Annotated in this window: 12 protein-coding genes and 2 pseudogenes; 11 read left to right on the forward strand and 3 right to left on the reverse strand. The window is 68.7% G+C overall.

The genetic code is table 11. The features are described from left to right. Positions 1–125 precede the first annotated feature (125 nt). The 3 genes from ACIQHQ_RS36925 to ACIQHQ_RS36935 all read left to right on the forward strand — a co-directional run bounded on the left by ACIQHQ_RS36925 (position 126) and on the right by ACIQHQ_RS36935 (position 2,271). Positions 126–1,007 (forward strand): helix-turn-helix transcriptional regulator, encoded by an 882-nt coding sequence (locus ACIQHQ_RS36925; protein ID WP_402621074.1) that lies wholly within the window; start codon positions 126–128, stop codon positions 1,005–1,007. A gap of 170 nt (positions 1,008–1,177) precedes the next feature. Then, a complete protein-coding gene (locus ACIQHQ_RS36930) occupies positions 1,178–1,576 on the forward strand; it encodes a helix-turn-helix domain-containing protein (protein WP_402621076.1) in 399 nt (132 codons plus the stop codon). A gap of 68 nt (positions 1,577–1,644) precedes the next feature. Continuing rightward, on the forward strand, positions 1,645–2,271 hold the full coding sequence (locus ACIQHQ_RS36935; RefSeq protein ID WP_402621078.1) for a nucleotidyltransferase family protein: 627 nt from the start codon (positions 1,645–1,647) through the stop codon (positions 2,269–2,271). Here the strand turns inward: ACIQHQ_RS36935 and ACIQHQ_RS36940 are convergent. Then, positions 2,263–2,646 (reverse strand): annotated as a pseudogene (locus ACIQHQ_RS36940) (transposase); the annotation flags it as partial. The gene ACIQHQ_RS36935 and the pseudogene ACIQHQ_RS36940 overlap by 9 nt on opposite strands. A 36-nt stretch (positions 2,647–2,682) precedes the next feature. Between ACIQHQ_RS36940 and ACIQHQ_RS36945 the strand changes: the two are divergent. The 3 genes and pseudogenes from ACIQHQ_RS36945 to ACIQHQ_RS36955 form a co-directional block, all read left to right on the forward strand. Beyond that, complete coding sequence (locus tag ACIQHQ_RS36945) at positions 2,683–3,138, forward strand: DedA family protein (protein WP_402621081.1); 456 nt, start codon at positions 2,683–2,685, stop codon at positions 3,136–3,138. A gap of 274 nt (positions 3,139–3,412) precedes the next feature. After that, positions 3,413–8,629, forward strand: a complete 5,217-nt coding sequence (locus ACIQHQ_RS36950) for a family 43 glycosylhydrolase (RefSeq protein ID WP_402621084.1) — start codon at positions 3,413–3,415, stop codon at positions 8,627–8,629. Positions 8,630–8,896: 267 nt separating this feature from the next. Further along, a pseudogene (locus ACIQHQ_RS36955) lies at positions 8,897–9,211 on the forward strand (MFS transporter); the annotation flags it as partial. A gap of 161 nt (positions 9,212–9,372) precedes the next feature. Here the strand turns inward: ACIQHQ_RS36955 and ACIQHQ_RS36960 are convergent. Beyond that, the gene (locus ACIQHQ_RS36960; protein ID WP_402621087.1) at positions 9,373–9,639 is read right to left on the reverse strand and encodes a hypothetical protein; all 267 of its coding nucleotides are present in this window, start codon (positions 9,637–9,639) and stop codon (positions 9,373–9,375) included. Positions 9,640–9,962: 323 nt separating this feature from the next. Continuing rightward, on the reverse strand, positions 9,963–10,811 hold the full coding sequence (locus tag ACIQHQ_RS36965) for an RNA polymerase sigma factor SigF (protein WP_402621090.1): 849 nt from the start codon (positions 10,809–10,811) through the stop codon (positions 9,963–9,965). Between the two features lie 2,369 nt (positions 10,812–13,180). Between ACIQHQ_RS36965 and ACIQHQ_RS36970 the strand changes: the two genes are divergently transcribed. The 5 genes from ACIQHQ_RS36970 (at position 13,181) to ACIQHQ_RS36990 (ending at position 16,907) form a co-directional block, all read left to right on the forward strand. Continuing rightward, positions 13,181–13,537 (forward strand): two-component system response regulator, encoded by a 357-nt coding sequence (locus ACIQHQ_RS36970; protein ID WP_402621092.1) that lies wholly within the window; start codon positions 13,181–13,183, stop codon positions 13,535–13,537. After that, positions 13,537–13,911, forward strand: coding sequence for a response regulator transcription factor (locus tag ACIQHQ_RS36975; RefSeq protein ID WP_402621095.1), 375 nt, complete (start codon positions 13,537–13,539; stop codon positions 13,909–13,911). The genes ACIQHQ_RS36970 and ACIQHQ_RS36975 overlap by 1 nt, the downstream gene beginning before the upstream one ends. Before the next feature lie 20 nt (positions 13,912–13,931). After that, a complete protein-coding gene (locus tag ACIQHQ_RS36980; protein WP_402621098.1) occupies positions 13,932–16,049 on the forward strand; it encodes an ATP-binding protein in 2,118 nt (705 codons plus the stop codon). A gap of 103 nt (positions 16,050–16,152) precedes the next feature. After that, the gene (locus ACIQHQ_RS36985; protein ID WP_402621101.1) at positions 16,153–16,473 is read left to right on the forward strand and encodes a hypothetical protein; all 321 of its coding nucleotides are present in this window, start codon (positions 16,153–16,155) and stop codon (positions 16,471–16,473) included. 125 nt (positions 16,474–16,598) lie between these two features. Continuing rightward, positions 16,599–16,907 carry a hypothetical protein gene (locus ACIQHQ_RS36990; RefSeq protein WP_402621104.1) on the forward strand — a complete coding sequence of 103 codons (309 nt, stop codon included), beginning with the start codon at positions 16,599–16,601 and terminating at the stop codon, positions 16,905–16,907. The last annotated feature ends 31 nt before the right edge of the window (positions 16,908–16,938 follow it).

Below are 16,938 nucleotides of genomic sequence, written 5' to 3' on the forward strand. Positions count from 1 at the left end.
GTGGGGGCGGCCCGGGGGGGGGGGGGGGGGGGGCCCCCCCCCGCCCGGCGGGGGGGGGGGGGGGGGGGGGGGGGGCCCCGGGGCGGGCCCCCCCCCCCCCCCCCGCGACCGGTCACAATCGTCGTATGAGCACAGCGATCAACCTGGGCGAGTTCCTCCGCACCCGCCGCTCCCTCCTGCACCCCGAAGACGTCGCCCTGCCGGATTTCGGAGGCCAACGCCGGGTCGCGGGCCTGCGCCGCGAGGAGATAGCCCAGCTCGCCGGAGTGAGCGTCGACTACTACACCCGGATGGAACAGGGCCGCGTGCCCAACCCCTCGGGCGCGGTACTCGACGCCCTCGCCCGCGCACTGCGGCTGGACGGGGACGCCGCCCGGCACCTGCACCGCCTCGCCCGACCGCAGTCCGCCACCCGACACGTTCCCCGGCGCCAAGCCCGGCCACAACGCGTGCGTCCGATGCTCCAGCGGCTGCTGGACGATCTGGTGGACACACCGGCAATAGTGATGGGCCGACGCATGGACATCCTGGCCTGGAATACGGCAGCGTGCGCCCTGTTCAGCGACTACGCGGCCCTGGACCGAGCCGAGCGCAACATCGCCCGCATCACCTTCCTCGACGAGACGTCCCGCGAGCTGTATGCGGACTGGACCTCCTGCGCCCGCGAGAACGTGGCCTACCTCCACTTGGACGCAGGACGGCACCCCGAGGACCCCCGGTTGGCGAGCCTGATCGGCGAACTGTCGATGAAGAGCGAGGACTTCCGCCGCTGGTGGGCCGAGCACCCGGTTCAGGACAAGACCTCGGGGACCAAGCGATTCCACCACCCGGTGGTCGGCGATCTGGAACTGGCCTACGAGACTCTGCGCCCAGCGGATGACCCCGAGCAGGCGCTGATCACGTATGCCGCCGAGCCGGGCAGCGCATCGCACGACGCCCTGCGGATGCTGCTGGCTTGGGCCAATGAGGCACCTTCCCCAGTGCCGGCTGACGACCGCGCGCGCTGACAGACAGCCAACCCGTCCGTCGGCCGCTGAACGAGACGCCCCCATTGCTCATCCCGCCACCCAGACCATCGGCGAAGCACCGAACCTGATCTCGCTGCTATTTGCTGCCCGGTCCGTGCCGCTGGCGAACCTTGCTCGCCGAGGCGGGGGCGGGCAGACAACGGCATGCAATGACCCACTTATCCCGATCGGTCCGCCCATCATGCGCCCGTCCGATAGTCCTGACCGCCGCCGAGCGGCACTGGCTCAAGAAGGCGGCCTGGGGCCACAAGACCCCGCATCAGGCCCGGGTGCGGGCGCATATCGTGCTGCTGGCGGCCCGGGGCCGGGCCAACGCCCGCATCGCTGACCGGGTCGGCGTACACGTGGACACCGTGCGCACCTGGCGGGGCCGCTTCGCCGAACTGGGCCTGCCCGGCCTAGCCGACCGCAAGCGCACCGGTCGTCCGGCCTCCTTCACCCCGCTGCAGGCCGCCCAGGTCACGGCGCTGGCCTGCCAGCTGCCCGCCGAGACCGGCGCCCCGCTGTCCCGCTGGAGCTGCCCCGACTTACTGATCGTTTCAGAATGAGATCCACTAGGAGGGCCTCGAAGGCGGTACGCAGGCGCTGTTGGCCTGCCGCGTGGTAGGCATGAACGGTGATTGGTCGCCTCCCGCTCGACGAGCAGCTCGCTGCCCTGAAGTCCGTGCTGTCCCGCAACGAGGTGCTGATGGAGGTGCTGAACCGCACGGCGGGATTGGGCCTGCCGGGCTGGTACCTGACGGCGGGCTGCCTGTTCCAGACCGTCTGGAACGTGGCCACGGATAGGCACCCCACCAGCGGAATCAAGGATTACGACGTCTTCTACTTCGACAATCACGACCTGTCGTGGGAAGCGGAGGACGCTGTGATCAAGGCCGCCGACGATGCCTTCGCCGGATTGCCAGCAGAGGTCGAGGTCCGCAACGAGGCCCGCGTCCACCTCTGGTACGAGCAGAAGTTCGACGTCGCGTGCCCTCCTCACGCCTGCACCGAGGCCGCCATCGACAGCTTCGCAGCTACCACATGCTGCCTGGGCGTGCGCTTGGAGCCGGACGGGCGGTGGCGCGTCTATGCACCGCACGGGCTCGCCGACGTCTTCAATCTCGTCGTCCGGCCCAATCCAGTGCTTGCGCCGCGCGAGGTGTACGAGACCAAGACGGCCCGCTGGCGACAGCAGTGGCCCGAGCTGACCGTGCTCGACTGGCCTCCAGAGGCCACCACCCTGACGCCTGCCTCAACCTGATGGGCTGAGCCGACGCAGACAAATGATGCTGCACGCGAGCTGAAGCAGGCCGACGTGGAGGTCAGCACGCCGTTCGTAGCGGACACGGAGTCGCTTGAACTGGTGCAGCCAGGCGAGGGTGCGCTCGACAACCCAGCGCACCTTGGCCCAGGCCAGAGCCGTGAGCGACACCGCGTCGGGTGATCAACGGTTTGACGCCGCGCTTCCACAGCAGGCGGCGGTACTTGTCGAAGTCGTAGCCCCGGTCGGCATACAACTGTCGAGGCTTGCGGCGAGGCCGTCCTCGCAGGCCCCGGATCGGCGGGACCGCCTCAGCAGCGGCAGGAGCTGGGTGACGTCGTGTCGGTTGCCACCGGTGAGCCTGACGGCGAGTGGGTCCTGCCCGGTGACACGCTGCTGCTCCCCGCCGGTGTGCTGTGCGGGGGCAGCGCCGGGCAGGCGCCCCGGCTGGTGCTGTGGCAGGTGCTGCTGTGCGCGGCCGTCGGCGCGGTGGCAGGGGGCCAAGTCGGATACCTGCTCGGACAGCACGGCGGGCGGGCCCTGCTGGCCCGTACCTCCAGAGCGCGCGTACGAGGGGCCGTGGCCCGGGCGGAGAAGCTGCTGGCCCGCTACGGCTACGGCAAGGCTCTCGTGATCGGCCGTTTCGTCCCCATGGTGCGGACGGTCCTGCACCCGGCGGCGGGCGCACTCGGCGTGCCCGCACGGAGCTTCACCCTCTGGGAGACCGTCGGCGGTCTGATCTGGTCGCAGAGTCTCGTCCTGGCCGGATACCTCCTCGGGTCCTCCGTCCCCGACATCGACGACTATTGCTGCCGCTGGTCGCTCTCGTCGTCGTGGTCTCGCTGCTGCCCCTGCTGCCGCTGGTGACCGAGGCACGTCGCGCGCGACGCGATCGCTGAGCTCCGTACGGCCGCCTCGGGGTCAAGGCCAGGTCTGTGGATCGCGCAACGGCACTGTTCGGAGGCCCGGGCTGTCCTGCTCGGGAGACCCCAGACAGCCCTGTTCGACGCGTCGAACATTGGCCGATACCTCTTGACGGTGCTCCACACCCCAGTTGACACTCTCGCAACACGACGTCACTCAGTCGATACGGCAGGGACCCACGGCCGAGGCCCCGCCACGCCTCAGCAGGGAACTCCACATGCCAAACACCGCACGCGTCCGTGTCCGCGCGAGACGTCTGGCGAGCCGACTCGCCGGACTGACCGCCGCCTCGCTGTTCCTGGGACTGGCAGCACCCGCCCCGCCCGCCCAGGCCGCGGAAACGGCCGCGCCAGCGGAGATCACGCAGGGCCTTGCCCTCTGGTACAAGCTCGACGCCGGCTCCGGCAGCACCGTGACCGACGCCTCCGGCAACGGCCGCAACGGCACGGTCAGCGGCGCCGCCGGCTGGTCGGGCACCGGCGAGGGGCTTGCCTTCAACGGTTCCAACACCTACATCAAGGTGCCGAACGACGTCATGAAGGGCATGGACGCGATCACCGTCTCCCTGGACGTGCTGATCGACTCCAGCCAGACCACGCCGTACTTCATCTACGGCTTCGGCAACTCCAGCGGCGACAACGGCAACGGCTACCTGTTCACCACCGGCAACTCCCTGCGGACGTCTATCGCGACCGGCAACTGGTCGACCGAGCAGAACACCCGGCCCGCCGACTCGCACAATCTCACCCGCTCGGTGTGGAAGCACCTCACCTACACCCAGACCGGCACCACCGGCGTGCTGTACGAGGATGGCGTGGAGGTCGGCCGCAACACCTCCGTCACCATCACCCCGGGGGCCATCGGCTCCGGCACGACCACCGCCAACCACATAGGCAAGTCGGTCTACTCCGGCGACAAGCTCTTCAAGGGCAGGATCCGCGACTTCCGCGTGTACGACCGCGCTCTCGCCGGCTCCGAGGTCGAGCAGCTCGCCCTCCCCGTGGCCGCGCAGGGGGTCGCCGACGACAAGGCCGCGCTCACCCTCGGTGACACCAGTGCCGTGACCGCCGACCTGGACCTCCCGAGGACCGGCACGGCCGGCGGCTCCTCGATCACCTGGGACAGCGACAACCCGGCCGTCGTGTCCGACTCCGGCGCGGTGACCCGCCCCGCCGCCGGTCACCCGGACGCCCACGCCACCCTCACGGCGACCCTGAAGAAGGGCACCGTCACCGACACCAGGACCTTCGACGTCACGGTCCTGTCCGCCTTCGACGACCGGACGGCCGCCGAGCAGGCCGCCGAGGCGCTCACCGTCCACAACCTCGACGATGTACGCGGCAACCTCACCCTGCCGACGACCGGCACCCACGGCACCGACATCACCTGGTCCTCGGCGAAGCCGGGCGTCATCGCCCCCGACGGCGTGGTCCACCGCCCCGCGCACGGCGACGGCGCCACGACCGTCGAGCTGACCGCCACCGCCTCCAAGGGCGAGGCCGACGCCACCCGCACCTTCACCGCCAAGGTGCCCGAACTGCCGAAGAAGGAAGCCCTCGAGGGCTACATGTTCAGCTACTTCACCGGCGAGGGCACCTCCGACGGCGAACAGCTCTACTTCGCGCTCAGCAAGGGCAACGACCCGCTCAAGTGGCGGGAGCTGAACGACGGCAAGCCCGTCCTGACCTCCACACTCGGCGAGAAGGGCCTGCGCGACCCGTTCATCATCCGCTCCCCCGAGGGCGACAAGTTCTACCAGATCGCCACCGACCTCAGGATCTACGGCAACGGCGACTGGGACGCCTCCCAGCGCACCGGCAGCAAGTCCATCATGGTGTGGGAGTCCACCGACCTGGTCCACTGGACGAACCAGCGCCTGGTCAAGGTCTCCCCCGACAGCGCGGGCAACACCTGGGCCCCGGAGGCCTTCTACGACGCACAGCGCGGTGAGTACGTCGTCTTCTGGGCGTCCAAGCTGTACGACAACGAGGCACACTCCGGGAACACGTACAACCGCATGATGTACGCGACCACCCGCGACTTCCACACCTTCAGCGAGCCCAAGGTCTGGATCGACCGCGGCTACTCGGTCATCGACTCCACGGTCATCGAGCACGGCGGCACGTACTTCCGCCTCTCCAAGGACGAGCGGAACAACACCTCCTCGACCCCCAACAGCAAGTTCGTCTTCGAGGAGAAGAGCGACTCCCTCCTCGACCCGTCCTGGGACGCCGTCGCCGAGGGCATCGGCAAGGGCGCGATGAACGCGGCCGAGGGGCCGCTGGTGTTCAAGTCGAACACCGAGGACAAGTGGTACGCCTTCCTCGACGAGTTCGGCGGCCGCGGATACATCCCCTTCGAGACGACGGACCTCGCCTCCGGCACCTGGACCCCGTCCACGGGCTACGACCTGCCGGCCAAGCCCCGCCACGGCACGGTGCTCCCGGTGACGCGAGCCGAGTACGAGCGGCTGCTGCGAACCTACCAGCCGGACCAGCTGGCGGAGAGCGTCGAGGACGTCTCGGTGCAGACCCGCGTCGGTGACGCGCCGGTGCTGCCGGCCACCGTGATCGCCGAGTACGCCGACGGCGCGCGGCGGCCGGTCGCCGTCACCTGGGCGGACGTACCCGCCTCCGACTACGCCCGGCCCGGCACCTTCACCGTGCGGGGAAGCCTGCCCGGCGACGCCGCGATCGAGGTCCGCGCCGAGGTCACCGTCTCCGAGGAGGGCCCCGACGTCCCCGCCGACCTGCTCCTGCACTACGGCTTCGACGAGACCGGCGGCAACATCGTCCGTGACTCCAGCGGCCACGGCTACCACGGCACCTACGTCCGCACGCCCGACTTCGGCACCGGGGTCGAGGGCGGCTCGTTCAAGATGTCCGGCGGTCCGAGCGGCTCCACCACCTCGCCGTACGTCCGTATCCCGAACGGCCTGCTGAAGAACGCCGACAGCGTCACCGTGTCGACGTACGCCAAGTGGAAGGGCGGCGACTCCTTCCAGTGGCTGTTCGGGCTCGGCCCCGACAGCGACAAGTACCTGTTCGCCACTCCCTCCAACGGCGGCTCCCGCCTCTACTCGGCGATCACGAAGGCCAGTTGGTCGGCGGAGTCCAAACTGACGGCCGGCTCGCGGCTCACCCCCGGTGAGTGGCGGCACGTCACCGTCACCCTCGACGGCTCGACCGGCGCGATGGTCCTCTATGTCGACGGTATCGAGGCGGCGCGCACGACGACCACCATCAAGCCGTCCGAGCTGTACGACGCGAACAAGGATTACAGCGGCTACATCGGCAGGTCCCAGTACGCGGCCGACCCGTACTTCGGCGGCGAGGTCGACGACTTCCGCGTCTACGACCGGGCCCTGACGGCCACGGAGGTCATGGAGGTCAGCGGCAACACCGCGGGCATCGCCAAGGCGACGCACCCGGCGCTGAAGGTCGACGCCCTCGTCGACGACGCGGGCAGCAGGATCACGCTGCCGGTGAAGGAGGGCACCGATCTCACTGCCCTGGCACCGGAGTTCACCCTCGCCCACGGCGCGGCGGTCAGCCCCGCCTCCGGCAGCGTCCAGGACTTCACCGAGCCGGTGACGTACGAGGTGACGGGGGCCGACGGGAAGAAGCGCAGCTGGAGGGTGTCGGCCCTGATCATGAAGAGCCCGGTGCTGCCCGGCCTCAACGCCGACCCGAACATCGTCCGCTTCGGTGACACCTTCTACCTCTACCCCACCACCGACGGCTTCGCGGGCTGGAGCGGCACGCAGTTCAAGGCGTACTCCTCCACCGACCTGGTCCACTGGAAGGACCACGGCGTCGTCCTCGACCTGGGCCCGGACGTCTCCTGGGCGGACAGCAGGGCCTGGGCACCCGCGATCACCGAGAAGGACGGCAAGTACTACTTCTACTTCTGTGCCGACGCCAACATCGGCGTCGCGGTGTCCGACTCACCCACGGGGCCGTTCATGGACGCGCTCGGCAAGCCGCTGCTCAAGGCCGGCCAGTTCCAGGGCCAGATGATCGACCCTGCCGTGTTCACGGACGACGACGGCAAGGCGTACCTCTACTGGGGCAACGGCCGCGCCTACGTCGCTCCGCTGAACGACGACATGACGTCCATCGACACGTCCGAGGTCGAGGACATCACGCCGAGCGGCTACAACGAGGGCACCTTCGTGATCAAGCGCAAGGGCACCTACTACTTCATGTGGTCGGAGAACGACACCCGGGACGAAAACTACCGCGTCGCCTACGCCACCGGCCCCTCCCCCACCGGCCCGTGGACCAAGCGAGGCGTGATCCTGGAGAAGGACCTCTCCCTCGGCGTCAAGGGACCCGGCCACCACTCGGTCGTCCACGTCCCGAACACCGACGACTGGTACATCGCCTACCACCGCTTCGCCATCCCCGGAGGAGACGGCACCCACCGCGAAAGCACCATCGACAAGCTGGAGTTCGACGCCGACGGCCTGATCGACAAGGTCGTGCCCACGCTCACGAGCATCGATCCGGTCACCGTCGTGCGGGCCGGTCCGGACGCCGCGGGCACGGAGGGTGAGCGGATCCGGCTGAGCGGCACGGTCTCCGGCGCGGGAAGCCCGAAGTGGGCCGTCGAGGAGGGTGCGCCCTGCGTCATCGCCGACGCCGATTCGGCGAGCACCACGATGACGTGCAGCGACGACGGCACCTACGTCGTCACCCTGACCGGCGGCCGCGGCAGCGACACGGCCACCGTGACCGTCAACAACGCGGCCCCGGCGATCACCTCCGCGACCGGCCCGGCCTCCGCGGTGTCCATCGGCAAGCCTGCCGTCGTCACCGCCGGGTTCGACGACCCCGGCACCGGTGACACCCACACCTGCCGGGTCGACTGGCAGGACGGCACGACGCCGACGACGGTCACGGCGAGCGCCGCAACCTGCCGGGCCGAGCACACCTACACCAAGGCCGGGATCCACCGCCCGGTCATCACCGTCGCCGACGACGATGCCTCGGACAGCCGCACGCTCGCCGAACTGGCCGTGTACGACCGCGCGGCCGGGCCCGCCCTCGGCTCCGGTGTCATCACCTCGTCGGTCGGCGCCTACCCGGCCAAGCCGAGCCTGACCGGGAAGGCGGCCTTCTCCTTCGCCGCCGCCTACGCCAAGGGCGCCACCGTCCCGACGGGCAAGGCGAGCCTCGACTTCGGCCCCGCCAAGCTGAAGTTCAGCTCCACCGGCTCGGACTGGCTCGTGGTCACCGGCTCCCGTGCGGTGTACCAGGGCTCCGGCACGGTCGGCGGCACGAGCGGCTACGCCTTCCGCGTCACGGCGACCGACGGACCGGACTCCTTCCGCATCAGGATCTGGAAGAAGTCCACCGGTGACGTCGTCTACGACAACGCCGAGGGCGCAAAGCCCACCGGGCTGATCACGATCGGAAACGGCGGCCGATAGTCCTGCGTGCCCCGCTCAGGGTCGACCCTCACCACCATGAGGGCCGACCCTGAGCACTGCTTACGGACGTTCCCTGGTTCCGTCCTGACCGGGCTGTTCCGTCGAGGGTCGGCGCAGCGGCTTTTCGCCGGAGGCACCCGAGGGGTGCGTTTCCTCACCCGTTCGCGGGTCGTCAGTCCCCGGCGATCACGCAGGTCATCGCCGTCTGGGCGAGCCCACCCGTACCCGTATCGGAATGACTCGTCCTAGAGAAGCCCCGCCGACTGAACGGGAGTCGCCGGGTTGCTGCCTGCCGCGGGCTTCGTCGTCCTACTCACCGTCGGGCAGATGCTGGTCGTGCCCGCCGCCCGCGCCTGGGTGCCCGACCTCGCCGAGGAAGGCCGCATCGGCCTCTGCACCGGCGCACTGTCCTCCGTCTCCGGCCTGATCGTCCTCATCGGCAGCGCAGCCACCGGCTCCCTGCTCGACCTGGGCTTCCCGGCCGCCGTTCCCTGGCTCTTCCTGGCCATGGTTCCGGCGATGGCGGTGGCATTGGTGCCGCGCCACCCGAACCGAACCCGGGACACAGACACGGCACGCTGATGATCCGCCGGGCAGTCATTGTCGGTCTCCTCGGCCGGCATGGTCCTCCCGGCCGACCAGCAGGGGCACGATGTGACACCAGAACTGGACCGCTTCCGGTGACCGTAGTGCTCGCCTGCCGGCGACTGCGGAATCGAGTGTTCCCGACTTCGTAGCTCCCATCAGGCGGCCCCGCTGCGGCGGCGCTTGAGCCACCATGTTCCGCCGCCGAGAGCGAGTAGGGCTGCACCGATGCCGATGGGCACGGCGAGGGGCATGCCGTCGTCGTCCTGGCTGCTGTCGGCCGCGGGCTTGACCAAGGAGGTCTTCCCGAGCTGCCCTGTCGTCCTGCCGCCGATGGACGTCGACGGCAAGACCGCGTTCGCCGGAGCAACCACCGTCAGTTGCGCACCCTGCACCGTGAACGTCACCACGGTGTCCGCAGCCATGACGGGATGCATCCCAGCAGCCGTCACCACGCACACAGTCCCCGCAAGAACCGCAGTAGGGATTCTGATCTCCCGATTAGCTGCTCATTTAACGTCGGAAGACCTACCACCGCCGTCGAAGAGCGGATCGTCGCGGCGGCTGAGGCCGTTGCCGTGGCTTTTGGCACCGCGCAGGAGCGGTTGGAAGAGAGGTCAATTCTAGGCGGGCTCTGTTCGGATCGCCTGGCGCATCGTGCCAGTCGGGCCGTTCCGAACCGGCCGTGCACAGGGTGGTGGCGTGGAGAAATCGGGTTCACCACGAAGTGCCGCTGGAGGTGGCGGTGTCAGTGGGTGGTGAGCATGCCCTTTCGGAGCTGAGCCAGGGTGCGCGACAGCAGTCGGGAGACGTGCATCTGGGAGACGCCGAGTCGTTCGGCGATCTGGGCCTGGGTCAGTTCCTCCACGAACCGCCAGTGCAGGATCTTGCGTGAGCGCTCGTCGAGGTCGGCGATCATAGGGGCGAGGGCGTGGAAGTCCTCCACCAGTTCCAGTGCGCCGTCGTCGTTGCCGATGAAGTCGGCTAGGGCCGTCTCGCCGTCCTCGCCGTTGCCGATGGCGGCGTCCAGAGATGAGGAGCGGTAGCCGTTGGAGGCCACCCGCGCCTCGATGACCTCCTTCTCCTCCAGGTTCATCAGCTGGGCCAGCTCCGCCACGGTCGGCGTGCGGCCCAGGCGGCTGCTCAGCTCCTCGGTCGCGCGTGCCAGCTGGACGCGGGCCTCCTGCAGACGGCGCGGAACGTGCACGGCCCACGTGGTGTCACGGAAGAACCGCTTGATCTCGCCCACGATGTAGGGGATCGAGAAGGAAGTGAACTCCACCTCGCGGGACAGCTCGAACCGGTCGATGGCCTTGATCAGACCAATCACGCCGACCTGGACGATGTCCTCCATCTCCTCCTGGTCCCGGCTGCGGAAACGGGAGGCCGCGTAGCGCACCAGGGAGATGTTCATCTCGATCAATGTGTTGCGCGCGTACTGGTACTCCGGCGTGCCCTCTTCCAGCAGATCCAGCTGCTGGAAGAACAGGCGGGTGAGCTCACGCGCATCCTTCGGAGCGACCTTCGAGGGGTCGGCCACCTCCGGCAGCTCAGCGCACTGCGCCTGCGCCGTCGTCACTGCCGTATCCGTAACCATGTGTCCCTCCCCTGTCGGCCATGCCGACCCCACTTCAACTCGCCGCTGCTGCGCTTACCCCTTCCCTCCGCCTTCATGCCTACTCCTTCCGCGCGGGGTCGAGGACGTCAACGTGGCGGGCATCGCCACGGACCACTGCATGCCACCTCGCTGAGCGCGTGATGGCAGGCTTTCGCGCTCGGATACGCAGCCGCGGCCGTCGATGCCAGGGAGATATCGCCGTATCCGGTGAGGCGCCGGTACCGCGGTGGGACTTCTCGCATCAGGCCCGACGCGGGACGGACCGCACTGCGAGTCCAGGATGCGGAATTCGATGTCGTGCTGGCAGTGGGAGCAGGCCAGTGCGGAAGCCAGGAGTCGGTGGGCGCAGTCACGGCCGATGGCGCGACGTTGCCCGGCGTAGCGGTCACCGACGTGGACCTGATCGGGGCGGGTGGCTCCGATGCCGAGACGAACGATTCACCCCGGCCTGGCGGACTCGGTTGCGTCGGTCATTTTTCCTGCTCAGCCTGCGGGTGCATCTGCCTGCGGCTCGCGCACCCGGCCTGCCGAAGTCGCGTGCGGGACAGGGCGTGCAAGGCACCGCGAGACTTCCACCCCGCCCCCGCCTTGCCTGCCGCCCCTGCCCGCCCTGGGTATCGACTGCACCAGAGCCCGCCGTGCGCGTTCCGCCATTCGGGCCCATGCTGAAGGTCGGGCCACGAAGCCCACAGACCGACCTGCCGGGAGGTTCTGTGATTCTGCTTGCCCTGCTTCTCCCCGCTGTGATGATGGCTTTCCTTTTCGCTGCAGACGCCCTCGAGGACCTCTTCTTCCCTCGTCCAGTAACCCCGGACGAAGTCGACCCTGTGAGCGACAGCACCGGATCACCGCACCCTGGCGGCGTGGGCTGAAGACCCCTGCTGCGGGCGCCTTTCGCCGGTGACGGTCGGGTGCGGCGATCGACGTCCCCTCACCCGTGACGCTCCCAGCAGGGGCCGTTTGCGGGCGACGTCAGCGTCCGGCCCCTCGCGTGCGTTATGCGAAACCGTCGATGAACGGTGCTCGCCTGCTCGACGCTGGGGTGGCAGGAGATGAAGGTGTCGACGCCGGTCACCTGCAGCACGCGGAGCGCCGGCGATGCGGACCCACCCTTGTGCGTCCTTGATCTGCAGATGGGCGGCGATGATGACGTTGATGCCTCATCTTCGCTCTGGGGACGCGCAGCCGGAACAGACCACTCCCGTCTGTGGCTGGCGCCGGAACCACAGGATGTGTGGCAGGTCCCATCAGTCGACCAGCCGCTGCGGCACCCCGCGCACGTCGGCCTCCCCATTCGCGCTCTCGTTGACCTCGATGTCGCGGGCGGGTCTCAGCCGCCGCACACGGCTTCTACGTCGGTGACGGTGTCATAGACCCGCAGCAGCTGAGTCACCCCGGTCGATCCGCTGCAACGGCTCGGGCACAGGCCAGCACCAGCACCAGCACGGACCCGCTCGCATCCGACTGCTTCCACGCCCCGAGCGGCACATTCAGCCCGGGTGAGTCGCAGAAGGAGACGCCGGACAGGCCCAGCACGATAGAGCGGGCACCTCGCGCGGCTTGAACTGCGTGTGAAGCACCGGCTCGGTCACGTAGTCCATCTCGCCGCTGACCCTTGCCACCAGACAGCGTCCAGCGGCAATCGTCTCGACCGCGGGATCGGCCACAGTGCTCCCTCACATGCCATCGCCGTGCGGTTGGAGGTCGGCACTCAGGCACCCAGCGGCACGCTCGCCGGGCCTGCCCGACCCGGCCCAGCGTGGCCAGGCTGGTAATACTCCTCCGTAGGGCAGCCCGGAAATGCCGAACGCCACGCGGACGGAAGTCGGCATCGATCTCCGCCCGCGCCACCCCGCACGTCTGCACCGCGCCGGTCCCGACCTCGCCCCATCGGCGTTCCCTCTGACGTCGCGCTCAGCAGCGCGGAGCCGGTGGCCGAGAAGACCAGCACCGAGAACGTGGTGATCCGCAGCGCGTCCGCATCGCGACGGCGCGGGCTGAGAAGAGCAGCCGGAGTCGCGGCTCGGCCAGGACCTCCCGGTAGGTGGCACGGTGGTTGCTCTGCGCGGGCTCGGGGGTTGGGGGTTGGGGTCATGATGCCCAGCCTCACCATGCGCCCACACCCCTCACCAATGATTCGTCGCTGGACGACTACCGCCGGCGCGGGATGGTGACCTGGACCTCCGCCAGGACGATGCCGGTCATCAGGTTGCAGTGCACAGGGAGCCGTCGACGCGTCATTGCCGAGGAACCGGCCCTGCGGTGCGGATGCGGCACCTGTCAATTGGTGTGACATTGATCTTGAGTGTTGTGCTGGGTGATTGGAGGCCGTGGTGGAGCATCCGCATGTGCTGGTGATCGAGGATGAGCGGGACGTTCGGGTTCTGCTGGAGCAGCATTTGCGGGCGGTGGGGTGCCGGGTGGTTGCTGCGGAGTCCGGTGTGAAGGGTCTGGAGCTGGCGTTCGCGGACCCGCCGGACATGGTGATCATCGACATTCTGCTGCCGGACATCGACGGCCGGGACATCGTGCGCCGTCTGCGGGCGGATGAGCGGACCAGGAGGTGCCATCTGGTCGTCTCCTCTGTGCTGGACCCGCCGGATCTGCTGCATCTGGCGACAGAGCTTTTGGCCAAGCCCTTCGGGCGGGCGTCGGTGACCGAGATGGTCGATTCCTTCAGAGCGTCCCGCGCCGGGGAGGGCTGATGGCTCGTGTGCTGGTCGCGGACGACGATACGGACATCCGGGAGCTGGTCGCGTTCAAGCTGACAAGCGACGGTCATGAGGTGACGGCCGTCGAAGATGGCCTGCGGGCGCTGCAGGCTATCCAGGAGGGAAAGGTAGATCTGGCCCTGTTGGACATCCGCATGCCGGAGATGTCCGGGCTGGACGTCTGCCGCACCTTGCGTGCCGCGCCCGAGACCGCTGCTCTGCCGATCCTGCTGATCACCGCACGCTCCCAGGAAGGCGATGTCGAGGTGGGATTCGCCGCGGGTGCGGATGACTACATCATCAAGCCGTTCAGCCCCCGAGAGCTCTCCCGCCGGGTCGAGGCGGTACTGGCCCGGGCCGGCCGGTAACTGTCAGGAGGCGAGCGCACGTGAAGGCAGGCGGCGTGATCGGGTCGGAGCGGGACAGTGTCGGGCGGCGTCTGAACGTCGCGTTCGGCGTCCTGATCGTACTCATCGCTCTGGTGGGGGCGGGTGCGGTAACTGGGGCGTTGATGGAGAACGCCGTGCAGGACCGGATCGCTGACCGCGTGCAGCCCGCCTGGGCCGCCAACATGCGCCTGCACCATGAGGCGGTGCAGATGCAGCGGTCCATGCGCGGCTACCTCCTGATCGGCGACCCAGACCTGCTCGATGACTACCGTCAGGCCCGTGATGGCTATCCGGACCTTCTGGCTGTAGTACGCCGCCATGCCACGTCTGGCATGGACAGCAGTCTCGACCGGCAGCAGGCGCAGCTGCGCGCCTACGTTCACATCGCCGACCAGCAGGCCAAGGCGGCGCCCCGAAGCGAGCAGGCGGTAGAGCTCGCTCGCAAGGGCAGTGCCGCACTCGAGCGCTTCTCCAGCATCAACCGGCAGCTGCAGGATCAGCTCGGCAGGGAGATCCAGCGGCTGCAGGACCGTTCCGACACACTCGTCACCGTCGGCACCGCAGCGCTCGCAGTGCTGGTCGCCGCGGCCCTTGCGCTGTCCCTCCTTACGGCGCGGCGGACTATTCGTGGCGTGGTCGCCCCGCTTAGACACATCCAGAAGGCCTTGGGCCGGCTGGCGGCCGGCGAGCATTCTGCCCGTGTCCGGCCCGAAGGGCCCCGCGAGACCTGGGCGGTGGCCGAGTCTGTGAACCAGCTGGCCGATGAGAGCGACCGCCTGCGCCGCATCGAACAGAACCGCAGTCGTCTGGGAGAGGTCGCCCGGCAGACCGGGATGCGGATCCGCGAGCGCCTTGCTGTGGAGGAAGTACTCGATAACGTGTGCGCCGGGATCGGGGAAGGCCTGGACGCCGACTACGTCTTCCTCCTCCTGTGTGACGGCGACAGCCCACTCGTGCCCGTCGCGCGGGCCTGGTCCGCCGACAAGGGCCTGCTCCCAGCCGACGAGCAGCAAGCCCTGCCGGGCATTCCCGCCGAGGTGGTCCAGGACCACTACTACCAGGGGACGACCTGGCTCGTCCCCGACCTGTCCGGTTACCTGGCCGACACCCGGCCGGTACCCGGCGCCCCCGGCTCTTTCGGCGAGATCGGCCTGCCCGAGGCCAACCGTGCGGCCTCGGCGCAACTGGGCCTGCACGCGGTCATGGTGGTCCCGCTCGGCGTCGCCGACGAACCCCTGGGGGCGATCTGTCTGGCCCGCACCCGCACCGACCGCCCCTGGGAGAGCGTGGAGATCGAAACAGCCGAATCCATGGCCAGCGGCGTCGCCCGCGCTCTGCACACCTCCACGCTCTACGAGCACGAGAAGCACCTGGTGGCCGAACTGCGCGCCCTGGACCAGGCCAAAAGCGACTTCCTGTCCACGGTCTCCCACGAACTGCGCACCCCGCTGACCAGCATCGTCGGCTACATCGAACTCCTCGAAGACGAAGACACTGGCCCGCTGACCGAACCCCAGCACAAAATGCTCGACGTCATCGCCCGCAACGCCCACCGCCTGCGCACACTGATCGAGGACCTGCTGACCCTCTCCCGCATCGAATCCGGCAAATACACCTCGCGGAAGAAACCAGTCGACCTGCGCCACCTGGTGGCCTCCGCGGTCGACGCCATCAGGCCAGCAGCCGAAGCCGCATCCGTCCACCTCGACACCGACTGCCCCGACCGCCCGCTGGTCTGCGAGGCTGACAGCGACCAGCTCGACCGGGTCCTGATGAATCTGCTCTCCAACGCCGTCAAGTTCACCCCCCACGAGGGGCAGGTCCGGGTAAGCGCCGCGCAACAGGACGGCCATGCCGTCATCAGCGTCAGCGACACCGGCATCGGCATCCCCACCGCCGAGCAGAAGCAGCTGTTCACCCGCTTCTTCCGCGCCTCCAACGCCAACGACGCGGCCATCCCCGGCACAGGCCTCGGCCTGACCATCGTCCGCACCATCATCGACAACCACGGCGGCACCACCGAAATCCACTCCCGCGAAGGCCAAGGCACCACCGTCACCGCACGCCTGCCCCTCACCTCCCCCAACCCACCAACAGCAACCACCCCCACTCCCTGACCAGCGGTCACGCGACTCGAACGGACCACCTCGACAGGCCGCACGGGATGCGCCTGTCGTATCTGTTGAGAAAAGTGATCCCTTCTTCTTGCAGGAGAACACCATGGGAAGACACATCCCGGCCGTCGTAGCCGCTGCCGGCGCCGCCGCGCTGCTGACCATCGCGGTACCTACGAGCGCCCAGGCCGCCACCGGCACGTTCCTGTACACACACGCCTACTCGAAACTCACCGTCACACTGACCAACCCAGCCGACGCGTCCTGCCTCCAGGCGACGGCGAACGGCACGGTCACCAACAACACCAGCAGCAGCGCCACCCTCTATCCCAGCCCTGCCTGCCAGGGCGAACCGCTGGGCACACTGCCACCCAAGGGCACGGCGAGCGGGCTGGCGTTCGCCAGTGTCGTCTTCACCGCACCATAAGCGGCCACCGTAGGCCAACGCCGCCGTGAGACGTGGAGACATCCTTCTCCCCGTAGCGGTCGGCGTTGCGCCCGTGGCGTGAACACCGGCACGTGCTCACACGGCGACCGGTGAGGCTGCGATACATGTGCCCCCGCATCGGCCTGCGGCTGCAAGCCGCATGTGCCAATCCACTGCCGTCAGGCGTCTGCGACCCGCCGTACGCGGCTGACATCCACGATCTCCATCTCCGGCAAGGGGCGCTGACAGTGCACAAGATGTGGTGCGGCGCAGCCACCTCGGCAGAGCCGGTATGGCATGTGCTGGCAACCGACGAGACCGTGACGCTGTGCGGGCTCGAGAAGCGCGAGGAGTCCGAGGAACAGGTGCAGACGGACAAGCTCTGCTACCGGTGCATGACGACGCTTCAGACCGAGATGGCACCCGAGGCGTGACTCCCACCGTCTGGCCCAGCCTGTCGGGGCA

Origin of the sequence: Streptomyces sp. NPDC092370 (genome assembly GCF_044755265.1) — a bacterium.
Classification (GTDB): domain Bacteria; phylum Actinomycetota; class Actinomycetes; order Streptomycetales; family Streptomycetaceae; genus Streptomyces.

Excerpts from the sequence above, each read along its gene's own strand:
- ACIQHQ_RS36925 (WP_402621074.1), top strand. The coding sequence starts at position 126 with ATGAGCACAGCGATCAACCTGGGCGAGTTCCTCCGCACCCGCCGCTCC.
- ACIQHQ_RS36930 (WP_402621076.1), top strand. The coding sequence starts at position 1,178 with ATGACCCACTTATCCCGATCGGTCCGCCCATCATGCGCCCGTCCGATA.
- ACIQHQ_RS36950 (WP_402621084.1), top strand. The coding sequence starts at position 3,413 with ATGCCAAACACCGCACGCGTCCGTGTCCGCGCGAGACGTCTGGCGAGC.
- ACIQHQ_RS36960 (WP_402621087.1), bottom strand. The coding sequence starts at position 9,639 with ATGGCTGCGGACACCGTGGTGACGTTCACGGTGCAGGGTGCGCAACTG.
- ACIQHQ_RS36965 (WP_402621090.1), bottom strand. The coding sequence starts at position 10,811 with ATGGTTACGGATACGGCAGTGACGACGGCGCAGGCGCAGTGCGCTGAG.
- ACIQHQ_RS36975 (WP_402621095.1), top strand. The coding sequence starts at position 13,537 with ATGGCTCGTGTGCTGGTCGCGGACGACGATACGGACATCCGGGAGCTG.
- ACIQHQ_RS36985 (WP_402621101.1), top strand. The coding sequence starts at position 16,153 with ATGGGAAGACACATCCCGGCCGTCGTAGCCGCTGCCGGCGCCGCCGCG.
- ACIQHQ_RS36990 (WP_402621104.1), top strand. The coding sequence starts at position 16,599 with ATGTGCCCCCGCATCGGCCTGCGGCTGCAAGCCGCATGTGCCAATCCA.